At 69.5% G+C, this 15,824-nt stretch carries 12 protein-coding genes; 8 read left to right on the top strand and 4 right to left on the bottom strand.

Going from position 1 to position 15,824, the window contains the following annotated elements:
• The first annotated feature begins 26 nt into the window (after positions 1–26).
• Genes fes through PVZ72_RS20515 form a run of 3 tightly spaced genes read left to right on the top strand, consistent with a single transcriptional unit; the run spans position 27 to position 5,455 of the window.
• On the top strand, positions 27–1,277 hold the full coding sequence (gene fes / locus PVZ72_RS20525; RefSeq protein ID WP_273862885.1) for an enterochelin esterase: 1,251 nt from the start codon (positions 27–29) through the stop codon (positions 1,275–1,277).
• A 21-nt stretch (positions 1,278–1,298) separates the two neighbouring features.
• The gene (locus PVZ72_RS20520) at positions 1,299–1,505 is read left to right on the top strand and encodes an MbtH family protein (protein ID WP_187979752.1); all 207 of its coding nucleotides are present in this window, start codon (positions 1,299–1,301) and stop codon (positions 1,503–1,505) included.
• Positions 1,506–1,525: 20 nt separating this feature from the next.
• Positions 1,526–5,455, top strand: coding sequence for an enterobactin synthase subunit F (locus tag PVZ72_RS20515; protein ID WP_273862884.1), 3,930 nt, complete (start codon positions 1,526–1,528; stop codon positions 5,453–5,455).
• Here PVZ72_RS20515 and PVZ72_RS20510 read toward each other — a convergent pair.
• From PVZ72_RS20510 to fepD, 3 genes are read right to left on the bottom strand one after another with little or no spacing between them, the layout of a single operon-like run.
• A complete protein-coding gene (locus PVZ72_RS20510) occupies positions 5,452–6,258 on the bottom strand; it encodes an ATP-binding cassette domain-containing protein (protein ID WP_133861186.1) in 807 nt (268 codons plus the stop codon). The genes PVZ72_RS20515 and PVZ72_RS20510 overlap by 4 nt on opposite strands.
• On the bottom strand, positions 6,255–7,253 hold the full coding sequence (gene fepG, locus PVZ72_RS20505) for an iron-enterobactin ABC transporter permease (protein ID WP_187979750.1): 999 nt from the start codon (positions 7,251–7,253) through the stop codon (positions 6,255–6,257). The genes PVZ72_RS20510 and fepG overlap by 4 nt, the downstream gene beginning before the upstream one ends.
• Positions 7,250–8,245, bottom strand: a complete 996-nt coding sequence (gene fepD, locus PVZ72_RS20500) for a Fe(3+)-siderophore ABC transporter permease (RefSeq protein WP_187979749.1) — start codon at positions 8,243–8,245, stop codon at positions 7,250–7,252. Before fepD ends, fepG begins: the two co-directional genes overlap by 4 nt.
• Positions 8,246–8,371: 126 nt before the next feature.
• On the opposite strand from fepD, the gene entS reads away from it, so the two are divergent.
• On the top strand, positions 8,372–9,601 hold the full coding sequence (entS, locus tag PVZ72_RS20495; RefSeq protein ID WP_187979748.1) for an enterobactin transporter EntS: 1,230 nt from the start codon (positions 8,372–8,374) through the stop codon (positions 9,599–9,601).
• A 173-nt stretch (positions 9,602–9,774) separates the two neighbouring features.
• Here the strand turns inward: entS and fepB are convergent, their stop codons facing one another.
• Complete coding sequence (gene fepB / locus PVZ72_RS20490; protein ID WP_273862883.1) at positions 9,775–10,743, bottom strand: Fe2+-enterobactin ABC transporter substrate-binding protein; 969 nt, start codon at positions 10,741–10,743, stop codon at positions 9,775–9,777.
• Positions 10,744–11,017: 274 nt separating this feature from the next.
• On the opposite strand from fepB, the gene PVZ72_RS20485 reads away from it, so the two are divergent.
• From PVZ72_RS20485 to dhbA, 4 genes are read left to right on the top strand one after another with little or no spacing between them, the layout of a single operon-like run.
• Positions 11,018–12,205 carry an isochorismate synthase gene (locus PVZ72_RS20485; RefSeq protein ID WP_273862882.1) on the top strand — a complete coding sequence of 396 codons (1,188 nt, stop codon included), beginning with the start codon at positions 11,018–11,020 and terminating at the stop codon, positions 12,203–12,205.
• Positions 12,202–13,827, top strand: a complete 1,626-nt coding sequence (locus PVZ72_RS20480) for a (2,3-dihydroxybenzoyl)adenylate synthase (RefSeq protein ID WP_273862881.1) — start codon at positions 12,202–12,204, stop codon at positions 13,825–13,827. The genes PVZ72_RS20485 and PVZ72_RS20480 overlap by 4 nt, the downstream gene beginning before the upstream one ends.
• Before the next feature lie 8 nt (positions 13,828–13,835).
• Positions 13,836–14,696, top strand: a complete 861-nt coding sequence (locus tag PVZ72_RS20475; protein ID WP_273862880.1) for an isochorismatase family protein — start codon at positions 13,836–13,838, stop codon at positions 14,694–14,696.
• 11 nt (positions 14,697–14,707) lie between these two features.
• Positions 14,708–15,463, top strand: coding sequence for a 2,3-dihydro-2,3-dihydroxybenzoate dehydrogenase (gene dhbA, locus PVZ72_RS20470; RefSeq protein ID WP_187979743.1), 756 nt, complete (start codon positions 14,708–14,710; stop codon positions 15,461–15,463).
• Positions 15,464–15,824 lie beyond the last annotated feature (361 nt).

Here is a 15,824-nt window from a genome sequence, read left to right as displayed (position 1 = left end):
TCTCTTCCACGATGTACCGAGATGCGATGAAAGATTCACTCTTCCAGCGGGACGATGTCGGCAGCGAGCCCTGGTGGCAGGCCGTGGCCTGTCGCGGCACGCCGCTGATCGAACCCATTGTGGCCGGGCGCTATCGCCTGACCTTTGTCTGGCGCGATCCCGAGGGGTTGGCCGAGCGCTCCCGTACCCGGCGGGTCTGGCTCAACATCACCGGGGTCACCGACCATCATCAACCGGGCTTGCCGCAGAGTCTGCGGCGCCTGCCAGGCAGCGATGTCTGGGCCTGGGAGACAGAGCTGGAGGGCGGCTGGCGCGGCAGCTATTGCCTGATCCCCAGCGCGGAGCCGGCGCCCTTCGAAGGCGAGGCCCAGTCCGATCTCCAGGGCATCCGCCTCTGGTGGCGCAGCGTCTTTCCCCTGGCCCAGGCCGACCCGCTCAACCCCCGGCGTGCCTGGCAGGGTGGGCGCGGGCTGGCGGTGTCGGGCGTGCATCTGCCGGAGGCGCCTGCGCAGCCGGCCTGGGCGGCCTTTGATGCCGACCGCAGCCTGGCGCCAGCGGCCTGGCCGAGTCTGCAGCAGTACCAATGGACGAGTGCTCGGCTCGGAAACAGCCGCCCGGTATGGCTCTTTGCCACCGGTAATACCACCCCTTTGGAGCGGCCGCTGGCCATCCTGCTGGATGGGCAGTTCTGGGCGCAGACGATGCCCATCGGCGCGCCGCTGCAACAGCTTACCGCTGCCGGGCAACTGCCGGAGGCGGTCTATCTGCTGATCGACAACAGCGACCGCGCCCTGCGTGGCAGCGAGTTGCCCTGCAATCCCGAATTCTGGCTGGCGGTGCAGGAAGAGCTGCTGCCGCAGGTGCGCGACTGGGCGCCTCATGCGCAGTCACCGTCCTCGACGGTCGTCGCCGGGCAGAGCTTCGGCGGACTGGCGGCGCTCTATGCCGCGCTGCACTGGCCGGAGCGCTTCGGCTGCGCCCTGAGCCAGTCCGGTTCCTTCTGGTGGCCGCAGCGCGGTGCGCCGGGACGGCTGTTCGAGGCACTGGAGAGCGGGCAGGGGAGCACGCATCCCTTGCGGCTGTTCATCGAGGCCGGGTTGCGCGAGCCGGCCATCCTCGAAGCCTCCCGCGCCCTGGTCCCACGCCTGCGCGAGCAGGGTCACGACCTCGACTATCGCGAGATCGATGGGGGCCATGATGCCCTCTGGTGGCGCGGCGGGCTGCTCGACGGTCTGGTCCGCCTCTGGCGACCCCTGCTCGCCGACGCCCCTCGCTAATCCCCTTTTCCAGGAGCTCCGATGGACGCCGCCAATCCCTTCGACGATCCCGCCCAGGTGCTGTTGATCCTGCGCAATGCCCGCGGCCAATGCAGCCTCTGGCCAGAGGCCATGGCCGTGCCCACCGGTTGGGAACCGGTGTTCGGGCCGGCGCCGCGCCTGGCCTGCGACGACTGGCTCGCCAGCCACTGGCGCGATATCCGCCCGGTCGCCTCCCTGCCTTCCTGACTGGAGTTCCTGTGTCTTCCATGCCCCGTTCACGCTTACCCGAGCTGCCGCTGGTCGCTGCCCAGCCCGGCATCTGGCTGGCCGATCAGCTGTCGCCCCATGCCAACGCCTTCGCCGTGGCCCACCTGGTCGAGCTGCGCGGGCCGATCGACGCCCAGGCGCTGATGGCGGCCATCGTCCAGGGCCTGGCGGAAATGGACAGTCTGCGGCTGAGGTTCGCCGAGCGCGAGGGCGAGCTGGTGCAGTGGATCGACAGCGACATGGCCATCCCTGCGCCCGAGTGGCTGGACCTGCGTCGGGCAGCCGATCCGAAAGGCGTAGCGCGCGCGGCCATCCGCACCGATCTCGACGGCGACCTGCGGGCCACCAGTGGCGGTCCGCTGTGGCTCAACCGGATCTACCAGCTGGGCGAGGATCATCTGTTCTGGTACCAGCGCTATCACCATTTGCTGATCGATGGCTATGGCTTCGCCGCCCTGGCCAAGCGGGTAGCGGCCCTGTACAGCGCCGCGATGCGCGGCGAGACGAGTGAGCCTTCGCCTTTCGTGTCCTTTGCCGAGGTGGTGCGCGAATATCAGGACTATAAGCAGTCGGCCGTCCGCGAGCGCGACGAAGCCTTCTGGCGCGAGCGTGGCGCGGCCTTGCCGCCGGCGGCGTCCCTGGCGCCGGGTGGTCTGGCAGGGCAGGTACCCACGCCGCGGGTGGTGGAAGCCCGCGCGCGGGTGCCCGCCGCGGTCATCACCAGGCTCGCCGAGCAGGGCAGGGCTCAAGGGGTGACGCCAGCCGATCTGGCCGTGGCCCTGGCCGCCACCTGGTTCGCGCGCCTCAGTGGCCAGCCGGCCTTCAGCGCCGGCTTCATCTTCATGAGACGCATGGGTTCGGTGGCGCTCAAATCCGGAGGCGCGACGCTCAACGTTCTGCCCCTGGGCGTGCGCACCGACTCGACCCAGACGCTGCCGCAACTTGCCGCCGCGCTGGCCGCCGAGCTGAAGAAGGTGCGCCGTCACCAGCGCTACGACGCCGAGCAGATCGCCCGCGATCTTGGCCGTCCGGGCGATGCCGAGCCGCTGACCGGACCGGTCATCAACCTCAAGCTGTTCGATTTCGCCCTGGATTTCGCCGGGGTGCCGGGCATCACCCACGAACTGGCCTCGGGGCCGGTGCGCGACCTGGAGATCGCCCTCTACCTGGAGGCCAGCGGCGCCCTGGACATCAAGCTGCTGGGCAACGCCGAGCGCTACGCCGCCGATCTGTTGCAGGGGCACGTGGAGCGGTTCGGCCTGCTGGCCGGGCAATTCGCCGAGCAGCCCGGTCTGGCCCTGGGCGCAGCGGACCTGCTGGCGCCAGCGGACCGGAATTGGCTGGCCGCGATCAACGCCACCAGACAATCGCTGCCCGAGGCTACCCTGGCGACCCTGCTCGCCGACCAGGCAGCGCGCAGCCCTGCTGCGCCGGCACTGGCCGATCTGCAGCTTGCCTTCAGCTATCGGGAGACGCGCCAGCAGGTGCTGGCGCTGGCCCAGCGGCTGAGCCATGCCGGGGTAGGGCGGGGCGACATCGTCGCGGTGGCCCTGCCGCGTTCGGTGTTCCTGTCCCTGGCGCTGCTGGCGACGCTCGAACTGGGCGCCGCCTACCTGCCGCTGGACAGCGGCTATCCCGACGAGCGCCTGCAGCTGATGCTCGACGACGCGCGATCCCGGGTGCTGGTAACCGATGCCAGCCAGCGCGAGCGCTTCCCGGCGCTGGGCGAGGATCAGGTGCTGATTCTCGATGCGCCGCTGGAGGAGCTGGACCACGAGCCGGTGTTCGCCGGACCGCGTCCAGGCGATCCGGCCTATCTGCTCTATACCTCCGGCTCTACCGGCCGCCCCAAGGGCGTGGTGGTCAACCATGCCGCCATCGTCAATCGCCTGCTGTGGATGCAGGACAGCTATCCCATTGGCGCCGGCGATACGGTCTTGCAGAAGACGCCGAGCAGCTTCGACGTCTCGGTCTGGGAATTCTTCTGGCCGCTGCTGGTGGGCGCCCGGCTGTACCTGGCGCCGCCCGAGGCCCATCGCGATCCCCTGGCGCTGCAGGAGCTGTTCGCCCGCGAACGGGTGACCACGGTGCACTTCGTGCCCTCGATGCTGGCGGCCTTCGTCGCCAGTCTGGACGAGCCGGCCGCGGTAGCCCGCTGCGCCAGCCTGCGCCAGGTGTTCTGCAGCGGTGAGGCGCTGCCCACCGAGCTGGCTCGTACCTGGGAGCGCCGCGTCGGCGCGCCCCTGCACAACCTCTATGGCCCCACCGAAGCCGCGGTGGACGTCTCCTATCATCCGGCCCACGGCGCCGCCCTGGCGGCCGTCACCGGCAGCAGCGTGCCCATCGGCAAGCCGGTGTGGAACACCGGGCTGCACGTCCTCGACGAACGCTTGCGACCGGTCCCGCCGGGTGTGGCGGGAGAACTCTATCTGAGCGGGGTGCAGCTGGCTGATGGCTATCTGGGCCGTCCCGAGCTGACCGCCGCGCGCTTCATCGCGGCGCCGGACGGGCAGGGCGAGCGGCTGTATCGCACCGGTGACGTGGCGCGCTGGCTGCCGGAGGGCGTCGTCGAATACCTGGGCCGCAGCGACGACCAGGTGAAGATCCGGGGTCAGCGCATCGAACTGGCGGAAATCGATCATGCCCTGCTGGCGCTGCCCGGCGTGGCCCAGGCGGTCACCCATGCCCGGGTGCTGGGCGAGGCGGCCGTTACCACCGGCGGCGATGCCCGCCAGCTGGTGGGTTATCTGATCGCCCAGCCGGGTGCCGCGCTGGACCTGGAGCGCCTGCGGGCGCGGCTGGGCGAAAGCCTGCCGCCGCATCTGGTGCCGGTGGCGCTGGTCGAGCTGGAGGCCTTGCCCCTGGGTGCCACCGGCAAGCTGGATCGCAAGGCCCTGCCGGCGCCCCAGGGCGCGGCCAGGACCGCGAGCCGTCCCCTGGCGCCGGGGTTGGAAAGCGACCTGGCGGCGGCCTTTTCCGAGGTGCTCGGCTGCGCCATTGTCGGCGCGGACGATGATTTCTTTGCCCTGGGTGGCCATTCGCTGCTGGCCATGACTCTGGCAGCCAACCTGCGCCGGCGCCTGGGGCGGTCGGTATCCATCGGCCAGATCATGGTGGCCTCCAGTGTTGCCCGCCTGGCGCGGCAGCTGGAGCAGGACGCGGCCAGCGCGGCGCGGGCCGGCTTCGAGACCCTGCTGCCGCTGCGCCCGGGCGACGGCCCGACGCTGTTCTGCTTCCATCCGGCCTCGGGCTTCGCCTGGCAATTCAGCGTGCTGCAGCGCCACCTGGATCCGCGCTGGTCGCTGCTCGGTATCCAGTCGCCGCGTCCGGACGGTCCCCTGGCCCAGGGCGCCGATCTGGAAGCCGTCCTCCAGCGCCATCTGCGCACCCTGCGCGAGGTACAGCCGCACGGCCCCTATCATCTGCTCGGCTATTCCCTGGGCGGCACCCTGGCCCAGGGCCTGGCGGCGCGGTTGCAGGCGGCAGGGGAAGAGGTCGCCTTCCTCGGCCTGCTCGACACCTATCCGCCGGAAACCCAGAACTGGCAGGAGCGCGAAGGCCAGCGCGAGCTGGACCCGGAAGTGCTGGCCGAGGTCAATCGCGAGCGCGAGGCCTTCCTCGCCGCCCAGCAGGGCCTGGCCGATCCGGCGCTGGGGGAGGGGGCGGAGCTGTTCGCCACCATCGAGGGCAACTACGCCGATTCGGTGCGGCTGCTGGCCACGGCGCGCAGCGCGCGTTTCGAGGGCGAGGCGCTGATGTTCGTCGCCCGCCGCACCCTGCCGGCGGGAATGGACGTCAAGGCCACCTGGGCGCCCTGGATCACCCGCCTGCAGGCCCACGAGGTGGACTGCGCCCACGTCGACATCATCGCCCCTGCCCAGCTGGCGCAGATCGGCCCGGTGCTGAATCGGGCGTTGAAAGGACTCTAGCCAGCCGAGCGCCGCGCCAGGGGCACCACCATGGGGGTGCCGGCCACCGGGTCGTCGATGATCAGGCAGTCCAGGTCGTAGACCGCCTTGATCAGCGCCGGGGTGACCACCTCGCGCGGGCGGCCGGTGGCCAGTACCTTGCCGTCGCGCATGGCCACCAGGTGGGTGGCGTAGCGACAGGCGTGGTTGAGGTCGTGCAGCACCATCACCAGGGTGTGGCCCTGCTGGCGATTGAGGTCTTCCAGCAATTCCAGCAGGTCGATCTGATGAGTGATGTCGAGCCAGGTGGTGGGCTCGTCGAGCAGCAGCAGCGGGGTTTCCTGGGCCAGCGCCATGGCGATCCATACCCGCTGGCGCTGGCCGCCGGAGAGGGTATCCACCGCCCGGTCGGCCAGCTCGAAGACACCGGTGGCTTGCATGGCGTGGGTTACCGCGCGTTCATCGTCGGCGCGCACGCCACCGAACAGCGTCTGGTGCGGATAGCGCCCGCGAGCCACCAGGTCGCGCACCGAGATGTCACCCGGGGCCTGGGAGCTCTGCGGCAGCAGGCCCAGGCGGCGGGCCACCTCCTTGGTGCGATAGCTCTGGATCGCCTGGCCGTCCAGCCAGACCTGGCCCTGGCTGGGCGCCAGCAGCCGGCTGAGGGTGCGCAGCAGGGTCGACTTGCCGCAGCCGTTGGGGCCGATGATGACCGTCAGCTCGCCATCGGGGATGGTCAGCGAGAGGTCCTCGGCGATCAGCTTGCGGCCGTAGCCCAGGGTCAGGCGCTCGGCGTGCAGGCGCGAAGCGGGGGCGTCGTTCATGAGCGGCGGGACTCCCAGATGAGCAGGCCGATCAGGTAGAGCCCACCCAGGCTCACCGTGACCAGGCCGACCGGCAGGACATAGGGCAGGAACAGGCGCTGGGCGAGCAGATCCGCGCCCAGCAGCAGCACCGCGCCGGTGAGGGCGGCGGCGGGCAGCGCCAGGCGCTGGGTGCCGGTCAGGCGGCGGGCGATCTGTGGCGCGGCCAGGGCGATGAAGGAGATCGGCCCGGCCACCGCAGTGCCGGCGGCGGTGAGCACCACCCCCAGGCCCAGCAGCGACAACCGCGTGCGTTCCACCGGCACGCCCAGGGCGCAGGCGGTGTCGTCGCCCATTTCCAGCAGGAACAGCCGGCGACTCAGCGCCAGGCTGGCCGCGCCCGCCAGCAGGATGAAGACCACCGCCGGCCAGGCCTTGGCCCAGGTCAGGCCGTTGAGCGAACCGGCGCTCCACAGGCCGGCGCTGAAGGCGGCCTCCAGGGAGGCGTGGACGATCAGCCAGGTGTTGAGCGCCATCAGCAGGGCGCGCACGCCGATGCCGACGATGATGAGTCTCAGGGTATCCACGCCGCTGCCCCGCCAGGTGAGGGCATAGACCAGCGCCGCGCTGAGCAGGCCGCCGATCAGGGCGGCGGTGGTGCTCCAGAGGATGCTGGCCTGGAACAGCACCAGGGCGACCAGCACCCCGCTGTAGGCGCCGGTGTTGAAGCCCATGATGTCCGGGCTGCCGAGGGGATTGCGCAGCAGCGACTGGAACAGCGCGCCGCTGAGGCCCAGGGCGGCGCCGATCAGCAGCGCCAGGGCCACCCGCGGCAGGCGCCACTGGGTGACCACCAGTTCGATGCCGCGCGGCGCCTCGCCGAGCAGCGCGGCCAGCACCTGGGAAGGGCTCAGGGCCAGGCTGCCGCTGCCCAGGGCGAACAGCGCCAGCAACAGCGCGCCGCCGAGCAGGGCGAACAGCACGCCGGGCAGGCGCAGGCGACCGGGGCGGTTCATGCCCGGCCTCCCTGGCGCTGACGGCGCGCCAGCCAGATCAGCAGCGGCGCGCCGAGGAAAGCGGTCACCACCGAGACCCGCAGCTCGTTGGTGACCAGCAGGCGGCCGACGATATCGGCCGTCAGCAGCAGACTGGGAGTGAACAGCAGGACGAAGGGCAGCAGCCAGCGATGGTCTTCGCCGATGGCCCAGCGACCCAGGTGCGGCACCATCAGGCCGACGAAGGCGATGGGTCCGACCGCCGCTGCGGCGGCCCCGCAGAGCAGGGTGATGGCCAGCAGGCCAAGCAACTGGGTCTGGCGGACCCGGGTGCCGAGGGCCACGGCCAGATCGCTGCCCAGGCTCAGGGCATTGAGCGCCGGAGCCAGCAGCAGGGCGATGACCACGCCGCCCAGCACCGGCAGGCTGGCGCTGCGCAGCAGGTCGAGCTGCCGCACGTCCAGGGAGCCGAATTGCCAGAATCTCAGCTGATCGTAGACCTGGGGATCGAGCAGGGCGATGCCCGAGCTGACACCTTCGAGCATGGCGCCCAGGGCCACCCCGACCAGTACCAGGCGCATCGGGTTGAAGCCACCGCCACCGGCGATACCGGCCAGCAGTACCACCAGGCTGGCCAGCAGGGCGCCACCGAAGGCGAAGCCCAGGTACTGCTCGGGACCGCTGGCACCGAACAGGGCGATGCCCAGCACCACGGCGAAACTGGCACCGGCGTTGACGCCGAGGATGCCCGGGTCGGCCAGGGGATTGCGCGTCAGCGCCTGCATCAGGGTGCCGGCCACGCCCAGCGCCGCGCCGGCGAGCAGACCGGCGAGGGTCCGCGGCAGCCGCGCCTCGCGCACGATCAGGCAGGTCGGCGCGCTGCAGCCCTGGCCCAGTGCCTGCCAGGCGTCGGCCAGCGGGATGGCGGTGGCGCCGAGCGCCAGGCTGGCAGCCATCGCCAGCAACAGCAGGAACGCGGCGCAGCCGAGGATGAAGAGGCGGCGCCCGGTCATCCGCGGCGACCGACGGGAAGGGGAGTGGATGAGAACAAGGCGTATTAACACATGATAGTCTGTATTACATGCTAACAGCCTTGCCCCGGCGGCTCGATAGCGTCCCCTGTGTTTTTCCGGTGATTCATGTCCAAGACGTCCTTCCTGCTCGACTTCGGCCTGCTCAGGTCCCACGCTGCCTTTCGCACCCTGTTCATCGCCCGCCTGGTGTCCGTGCTGTCCCTCGGCCTGCTGGCCGTGGCGATCCCCATCCAGGTCCAGGCGCTGACCGATTCGCCGCTCAAGGTGGGCCTGGCGCTGAGCATGGCCGGCATCGGCATGTTCGTCGGCCTGCTCACCGGCGGGGTACTGGCCGACCGCCTGGAGCGGCGCCGCCTGATCCTGGCGGCACGCTCCATCTGCGGCCTGGGCTTCATCGGCCTGGCGGTCAACGCCAGCCTGCCCGAGCCGTCGCTGACCGCCATCTACCTGCTGGCGCTGTGGGACGGCTTCTTTGGCGCTCTCGGTGTCACCGCGCTGCTGGCCGTCACGCCGATCCTCGTCGGTCGCGAATCCATGGTGCAGGCCGGTGCCCTGAACATGCTCAGCGTGCGGGTGGCGGCCATCGTCGCGCCGCCGCTGGGCACCCTGCTGATCGCCCAGAGCGGCGTGGCCTGGAACTATGGCCTGACCGCCTGCGGCACCCTGATCACCCTGCTGGTGCTGTTGCGCCTGCCGCCGTTGCCGCCGCCAGAGCAGCCGCGCGAGACGCCCTGGGAGGCCCTGGGCGGCGGCATCGCCTTCCTGTTCGAGAATCGCCTGCTGGGCGCGGTTGCCTTGGTCGGCGCCCTGGTGACCATGGCCAATGCGGTGCGGGTGCTCTATCCGTCGCTGGGCGAGAGTTGGGGGCTGGATACCGCACACCTGGGCTGGCTCTATGCCGCCGCGCCCCTGGGTGCGGCCATCGGCGCCCTCACCAGTGGCCGACTGAACCAGGCGCCACGCCCGGGGCGTACCCTGCTGATGACCGCGGTGGCGACCTTTCTGGCGGTGGCGGTGTTCGCGCTGCTGCCCGGTTTCTGGCTGTCCGCACTGTGCCTGGTGCTGTTCGGCTACCTGGGTGCGCTCAATGCCCTGGTGCAGTACGCGCTGATCCAGCGCCTGACGCCGGATCGTCTGCTGGGGCGTATCAATGCGCTATGGACGGCGCAGAACATCGGCGGCGAGGCCATTGGCGCGGCGCTGTTCGGCGGCCTGGCCAGCCTGATGCTGCCGGCGCAGGCGGCGTTCGTCTTCGGCCTGGTCGCCACTGGGGTGGCCGCCCTCTGCTGGACGCTGGCCCGAGGTCTGCGCAGGGCTGAAAGCCTAGGCACCTGATCCGCTGCGGTGCGCCTGGCGTAGCGTGGAAAACCGCGCAGCGTTTTCCACTGGGGACTCATGGCGATCAGCGATGGACAAGACAGATCGCGGCCATGGGCCGCTCCTACAGGCTAGACGGTACCTGTAGGAGCGGCCGCATCGGCGGACCGCCCTGGCCACGACTGCTCTATTCAAGGCTTGGCGTAGCGCTTTTCCAGTCGATCCAGCAGCAGGTTGACGCTGTAGGGATCGAGGCGGAAGGTCTCGGCGCCCAGCGCCTCCACGCGGTTCTCCTTGACCGCCGGCAGGTGTGCCAGCAGCGGATTGCTGCGCACCGCCTCGGCCTCCTTGGCGTCCGCGGCGAACAGTAGGAAGGTCTGGCCCGTGAGACCGGTGGCGACGTTTTCGCCGGCGAGCTGAAGGATGTCGTGGCGCTGCCCCTGGCTATGGCCGGTCTCCAGTCCCGCCGGCAGCGCCGCCAGTTCGAAGCCCAGGCTTTCCAGCAACTGGCCCTGGGAAGAGGCGGCGGTCCAGAGATTGGCCTGGCGCGTCGCCGGGTTGTAGACGAAGGCCGATACCGGTTGCGGCGGCAGCTGCAGGCGCACCTTGAGCTCGGCGACACGCCGGTCGAAATCGGCGACCACCTGGCTGGCGGCGTCCTCGCGGCCGGTGGCCTGACCGAGCAATTCCACCACCTGTTGCCAGCTGCGATTGTCGTAACCCACCACCAGCACCGGGGCGATGGCCTTGAGTTGCTCGACCAGGCGCAGCGCCGAGTCGTTGCCGGCGGCGCTGACCAGGATCAGGTCCGGTGCCTCGGCGGCCACGGCTTCGGCATTGGCTTCGCCGATGTACAGCCGTTTCACGTCACGCTGCCTGGCGACCGCGCCCCACTGCCGCAGGAAGCCCTGGTCATCGGCGAATCTGTTGTTGGGCGAGGTGGCACCGCTGGCCACCACCGGTGCGCCGATGGCGAGCAGGGCGCCGGTGAGGGTGACGCTGGTGGAGACGATACGTTGCGGCTGGGCGGGCAGGGTGACCTGGCTGCCGTCGGTGCTGATCTGCCGGGGCCAGTCCGCCGCCCGAGCGGTACCGCCCAGCGCCAGGGTCGCGAGGACCAGGGTGGTGAGAATGCGAAACACTGACGACAAGCTGAACATGAACGCCTTCCGGTTGTAAGATAATCACTCTCATTTTCAAAGAAGCGCTCTCTGGCAGCAAGTCGTTCCGGTCAAGCCGCCGGTGTGCGGCCAGGGGAAGGGCAGGAGCTCATCGCCAGACGCCTTCCGGCCGGTGGGTATTTGTCTTTTATTTCAAGGATTTGCGGGATAGTCGGGAATATCGTTCGGTCCCTAACGAATTGACTTTCCGGTATCCAGTAAGTTAGCTTCTGCTTATTGATAAGCATTATCATTCGTGTAGAGGTTCATCGAAATGACGAGCAAGAGGGCCGAGCGGGTCGGAGACGTAGGCGCCGATCGTCGGGAACAGGCCGCATTCCTGTTCCAGTCGGGTGATCGCGTCCTGCAGGGGCGGGGCATCTGTGCCCGGGTCGAGACACCGGCCAGCGGCGGTGCGCACCGGGACAGTCTGTTCCTCCACTCCGTGGAAGAGGCCTTCGCCCGTGCCCGCCAGGCCGGCATCGCCGAGCCGGTGATCATGGGTGCCATTCCCTTCGATACCACTCGGCCCTCCTGTCTCTATGTGCCCCGGGAGCATGCCTGGGTGGCTCGTCCGGCGCCGGTCAGCAGCGCGCCAGTCGCCCCGGCGCAGGTGCGCGAGGTGCGCAACCTGCCCAGTGCGGATGGTTTCTGCCTGGCGGTGGAGGAGGCCATCGAGGCCTTCCGCCGCGGCGAGCTGAGCAAGGCGGTGCTGTCGAGGATCCAGGAGATCCACCTGGCCGAACCCGCCGACGTGGACGCCATCCTCGCCAATCTGGCGCGGCAGAATCCCACCGGCTATCAATTCCGCATCCCCCTCGCCGAGGGCGGCGAGCTGGTCGGAGTCAGCCCCGAGTTGCTGGTGCGCAAGCAGGGCGCCCGGGTCCACACCAATCCGCTGGCGGGTTCGGCCAAGCGTCGCGCCGATCCGCAGGAAGACCAGCGTGTCGCCCGCGATCTGCTGGAGTCCAGCAAGGATCACTACGAGCACCGCCTGGTGATCGAGGACATCCGCCAGCAGCTGGCACCACTGTGCAGCCGGCTGGACGTGCCCGAAGGGCCTTCGCTGCTCAGCACCAACGCCATGTGGCACCTGTCCACCGCCATCGATGGCGAACTGGCCGACAGTCGCACCTCGGCGCTGCAACTCGCCTGCCGCCTGCATCCGACCCCGGCGGTCTGCGGCTTTCCCACGGCCGTGGCGCGCCAGCTGATCCAGCGCATCGAGCCCTTCGACCGCGGCCTGTTCACCGGCATGGTCGGCTGGTGCGATGCCCAGGGCAACGGCGAGTGGGTGGTCACCATCCGCTGCGGCACGGTGCAGGGCGACTGGCTGCGGCTGTTTGCCGGCGCCGGCATCGTCGAAGCCTCCGACCCCGCGGCCGAGTGGGCCGAGGTCACCGCCAAACTGGGCACCATGCGTGCCGCCTGTGGTTTGCTCGACGAGGAGAACCCCACGTGAGTCTGGAATTCACCCCCTGGCCGGACGACCTGGCGGCGCGCTATCGCGCCCTGGGTTACTGGCCCGATCTGCCGATGACCGAAATCCTGGCGCGCAGCCGCGCGACCCTGCCCGAGGCGCCGGCGATCCTCTGCGGCGAGCGGCAGCTGAGCTATGCCGAGCTGGACGAGCGCTCCAGTCGGCTGGCCGCCCACCTGCAGGCCGCCGGGCTGCGGCGCCACGACACGGCCCTGGTGCAGCTGCCCAACGTGGCCGAGTTCTATGTGGTGTTCTTCGCCCTGCTCAAGGCTGGCATCGCCCCGGTCAACGCCCTGTTCAGCCACCAGAAGCTGGAGTTGCTCGCCTATGCGCAGCAGATCCAGCCCCGGCTGCTGATCGCCTCCCGCGAGCACAACCTGTTCCGCGACGACAACTTCCTCGCCGAATTGCGCGACGTGGCGCCCGGCCTCGACGAGGTGCTGCTGGATGGCGCCGATGACGCACGCAGCCTGCAGCAGCGTCTGGATACCCCGCTGGACGGCTTTCAGCTGACCCCTACCGCCGGTGGCGAGGTGGCCTTCTTCCAGCTCTCCGGTGGCAGCACCGGCACGCCCAAGCTGATTCCGCGCACCCACAACGACTACTACTACAGCCTCAGACGCAGCGTCGAGATCTGCCGTCTGACCCCGGCCACGCGCTTTCTCTGCGCCCTGCCGGCGGGCCACAACTACACCCTCAGCTCGCCCGGCGCCCTGGGCGTCTTCATCGCCGGTGGCTGCGTGGTCATGGCCCGCGATCCCGAGCCGCTGCGGTGCTTCGCGCTGATCGAACGCCATCAGGTGGATTGGGTGGCCCTGGTACCGCCGGCGGTGGCGCTCTGGCTGCAGGCCGCGGCCGCCCCCAAGCAGCGCGCCCGGCTGGCCAGCCTGCGCGTGGTGCAGGTGGGCGGTGCCAGCTTCGCCGAGGCCCAGGCCCGCCGCGTGCCCGTGGAACTGGGCTGCCAGCTGCAGCAGGTGTTCGGCATGGCCGAGGGCCTGGTCAACTACACCCGCCTGGACGACGAGCCCGAGCGCATCTTCACCACCCAGGGCCGTCCCATGAGTCCGGACGACGAGGTGCGCATCACCGACGAGGACGGCAATCCGGTGCCCGACGGCGAGCCGGGCCTGCTGTCCACCCGCGGTCCCTACACCTTCCGCGGTTACTACCGCAGCCCCGAGCACAATGCCCAGGTGTTCGATGCCGAGGGTTTCTACTTTTCCGGCGACGTGGTCCAGCGCGATGCCGCCGGCTATCTCAAGGTGGTCGGCCGGGTGAAGGACCAGATCAACCGCGGCGGCGAGAAGATCGCCGCCGCCGAGATCGAGGGGCTGCTGCTGCGCCATCCCGGCATTACCCACGCGGCCCTGGTCGCCATCGCCGACGAGTTGATGGGCGAGAAGAGCTGCGCCTGCCTGGTGGTGAGCGATCCGGCACTCAAGCCGGTGGCGCTGCGTCGCTACCTGCGCGAGCAGGGCGTGGCCGAATACAAGCTGCCCGACCGTTTCCAGTTCCTTGACCAGTTGCCGCTCACCGCCGTCGGCAAGATCGACAAGCGGCGCCTGCGCGAGCAGCTGCAGACCCCTTCCACCGAGCGTTCCTAAGGTTTCCCATGGCTATCCCCCGTCTTGCTTCCTATCCCTTGCCTCAGCCCGACGGCTTTCCCGCCAACAAGGTCGACTGGACACCGGCGGCCGACCGCGCCGTGCTGCTGATCCACGACATGCAGCGCTATTTCGTCGAGTTCTATGGCGACAGCAGCCCGCTGATCGACCAGGTGGTGACCAACATCGCCGCGCTGCGCGCCTGGGCCGATGCCCGGGGCGTGCCGGTGGTCTACACCGCTCAGCCCACCGACCAGCCGCCAGCCGATCGCGCCCTGCTCAACGACATGTGGGGTCCGGGCCTGACCCAGGCCGATCCCGCGCTGCAGCAGGTGGTGGACGCGCTGGCGCCCAAGGACGGTGACGTGGTGCTGACCAAGTGGCGTTACAGCGCCTTCCACCGTTCCAACCTGCAGGACCTGATGACCGAGTGGCGGCGCGACCAGCTGATCGTCTGCGGCGTCTACGCCCATATCGGTTGCCTGACGACCTGCACCGACGCCTTCATGCGGGACATCCAGGCCTTCCTGATCGGCGACGCCGTGGCCGACTTCAGCGAGGAAGAGCACCGCATGGCGCTGCGCTACGTGGCGACCCGTTGCGGCAGTACCCTGAGCACCGCCCAGGTCACCGGCGGCGCGGTAGCCCTGGACGAAGCCTGGCTGCGTGCCCAGGTCCAGCCGCTGCTGGACGCTGACGACGAAGCGCCGGCGCTGGACGACAACCTCACCGATTTCGGTCTGGATTCGGTGCAGGTCATGACTCTGGTGGGCGAGTGGCAGAAGCGCGGCCTGCCCGTGACCTTCGCCGATCTGGCCGCCCAGCCGACCCTGCAGGGCTGGCTGGATCTGCTGCGCGCGCGCGCCTGAGGAGTGTCCTGATGACGCAACTGGATTTCACCGGCAAGCGCGTCTGGGTGACCGGCGCAGGGCAGGGCATCGGCTTGCAGGTGGCGCGGCGTTTCCAAGCCGCGGGCGCCGAGGTGATCGGCCTCGACCGGCAATTCGCCGAGAGCGACTATCCCTTTCGTACCCAACTGCTGGACGTCGCCGACGCGGCCCAGGTGGAGGAAGTCTGCCAGGCGTTGCTGGCGGAAGAACGCCGTCTGGACGTGCTGGTCAACGGCGCCGGCGTGCTGCGCCTGGGCACCAGCGACAGCCTGAGCCTGGATGACTGGCAGGCGCTCTTGGACGTCAACGTCTCCGGTCCCTTCTACCTGTTCCGCCAACTGGTGCCGCTGTTCAAGGCCCAGGGCCAGGGCGCCATCGTCAACATCGCCTCCAACGCCGCCCATGTGCCGCGCCTGCAGATGGCCGGCTACTGCACCTCCAAGGCGGCGCTGGTGTCCCTGAGCCACTGCGTGGCCCTGGAACTGGCCGGGTCGGGCGTGCGCTGCAACGTGGTCTCGCCGGGTTCCACGGCGACCCCCATGCTGGCCGGCATGCTCGGCTCGCCCGAGGGCTATCAGCGCCTGGTGGACGGCCTGCCGGAAGACTTCAAGCTGGGCATCCCGCTGCGCAAGATCGCCCAGCCCGACGAGATCGCCAATACCGTACTGTTCCTCGCATCGGACCTGGCCAGCCATATCACCATGCAGGACATCGTGGTGGACGGCGGCGCGACGCTGGCGGCGTGAGGTATTTTCGCAGGTTGGGTTGAGCGCGAGCGAAGCCCAAGGCGACGGGTTCGACTCCGTTTGTTGGGCTTCGACGATGGAGCCGTCTCAACCCAACCTACGGCCGGGCGCGCTGAGCGATCCCGAGCTTGCCGGAGCTGATGAAGCGGAGCGCTCGCTCGGATAACCCCCTCTCCCCTCGGGAGAGGGTTGGGGTGAGGGCGCGCCCAGCTACGGAGTCCAGTGGAAAAGGCTGCGCCGTTTTCCACGCTACGGAGTCAGCAGTTCCGTAGGTTGGGTTGAGCGCGAGCGCGGCGGGTTCATGTCCATCCGTTGGGCTTCGACGATGGAGCCGTCTCAACCCAACCTACGGCCGGGCGCG

The organism is Pseudomonas sp. LA5 (assembly GCF_028640825.1).
GTDB lineage: Bacteria > Pseudomonadota > Gammaproteobacteria > Pseudomonadales > Pseudomonadaceae > Chryseomonas > Chryseomonas aestiva.
This window is presented reverse-complemented; position numbering and strand designations above follow the sequence as displayed.

Coding starts and splice junctions, on each gene's coding strand:
- fes (WP_273862885.1), top strand. CDS start 27: ATGAAAGATTCACTCTTCCAGCGGGACGATGTCGGCAGCGAGCCCTGG.
- PVZ72_RS20520 (WP_187979752.1), top strand. CDS start 1,299: ATGGACGCCGCCAATCCCTTCGACGATCCCGCCCAGGTGCTGTTGATC.
- PVZ72_RS20515 (WP_273862884.1), top strand. CDS start 1,526: ATGCCCCGTTCACGCTTACCCGAGCTGCCGCTGGTCGCTGCCCAGCCC.
- PVZ72_RS20510 (WP_133861186.1), bottom strand. CDS start 6,258: ATGAACGACGCCCCCGCTTCGCGCCTGCACGCCGAGCGCCTGACCCTG.
- fepG (WP_187979750.1), bottom strand. CDS start 7,253: ATGAACCGCCCCGGTCGCCTGCGCCTGCCCGGCGTGCTGTTCGCCCTG.
- fepD (WP_187979749.1), bottom strand. CDS start 8,245: ATGACCGGGCGCCGCCTCTTCATCCTCGGCTGCGCCGCGTTCCTGCTG.
- entS (WP_187979748.1), top strand. CDS start 8,372: ATGTCCAAGACGTCCTTCCTGCTCGACTTCGGCCTGCTCAGGTCCCAC.
- fepB (WP_273862883.1), bottom strand. CDS start 10,743: ATGTTCAGCTTGTCGTCAGTGTTTCGCATTCTCACCACCCTGGTCCTC.
- PVZ72_RS20485 (WP_273862882.1), top strand. CDS start 11,018: ATGACGAGCAAGAGGGCCGAGCGGGTCGGAGACGTAGGCGCCGATCGT.
- PVZ72_RS20475 (WP_273862880.1), top strand. CDS start 13,836: ATGGCTATCCCCCGTCTTGCTTCCTATCCCTTGCCTCAGCCCGACGGC.
- dhbA (WP_187979743.1), top strand. CDS start 14,708: ATGACGCAACTGGATTTCACCGGCAAGCGCGTCTGGGTGACCGGCGCA.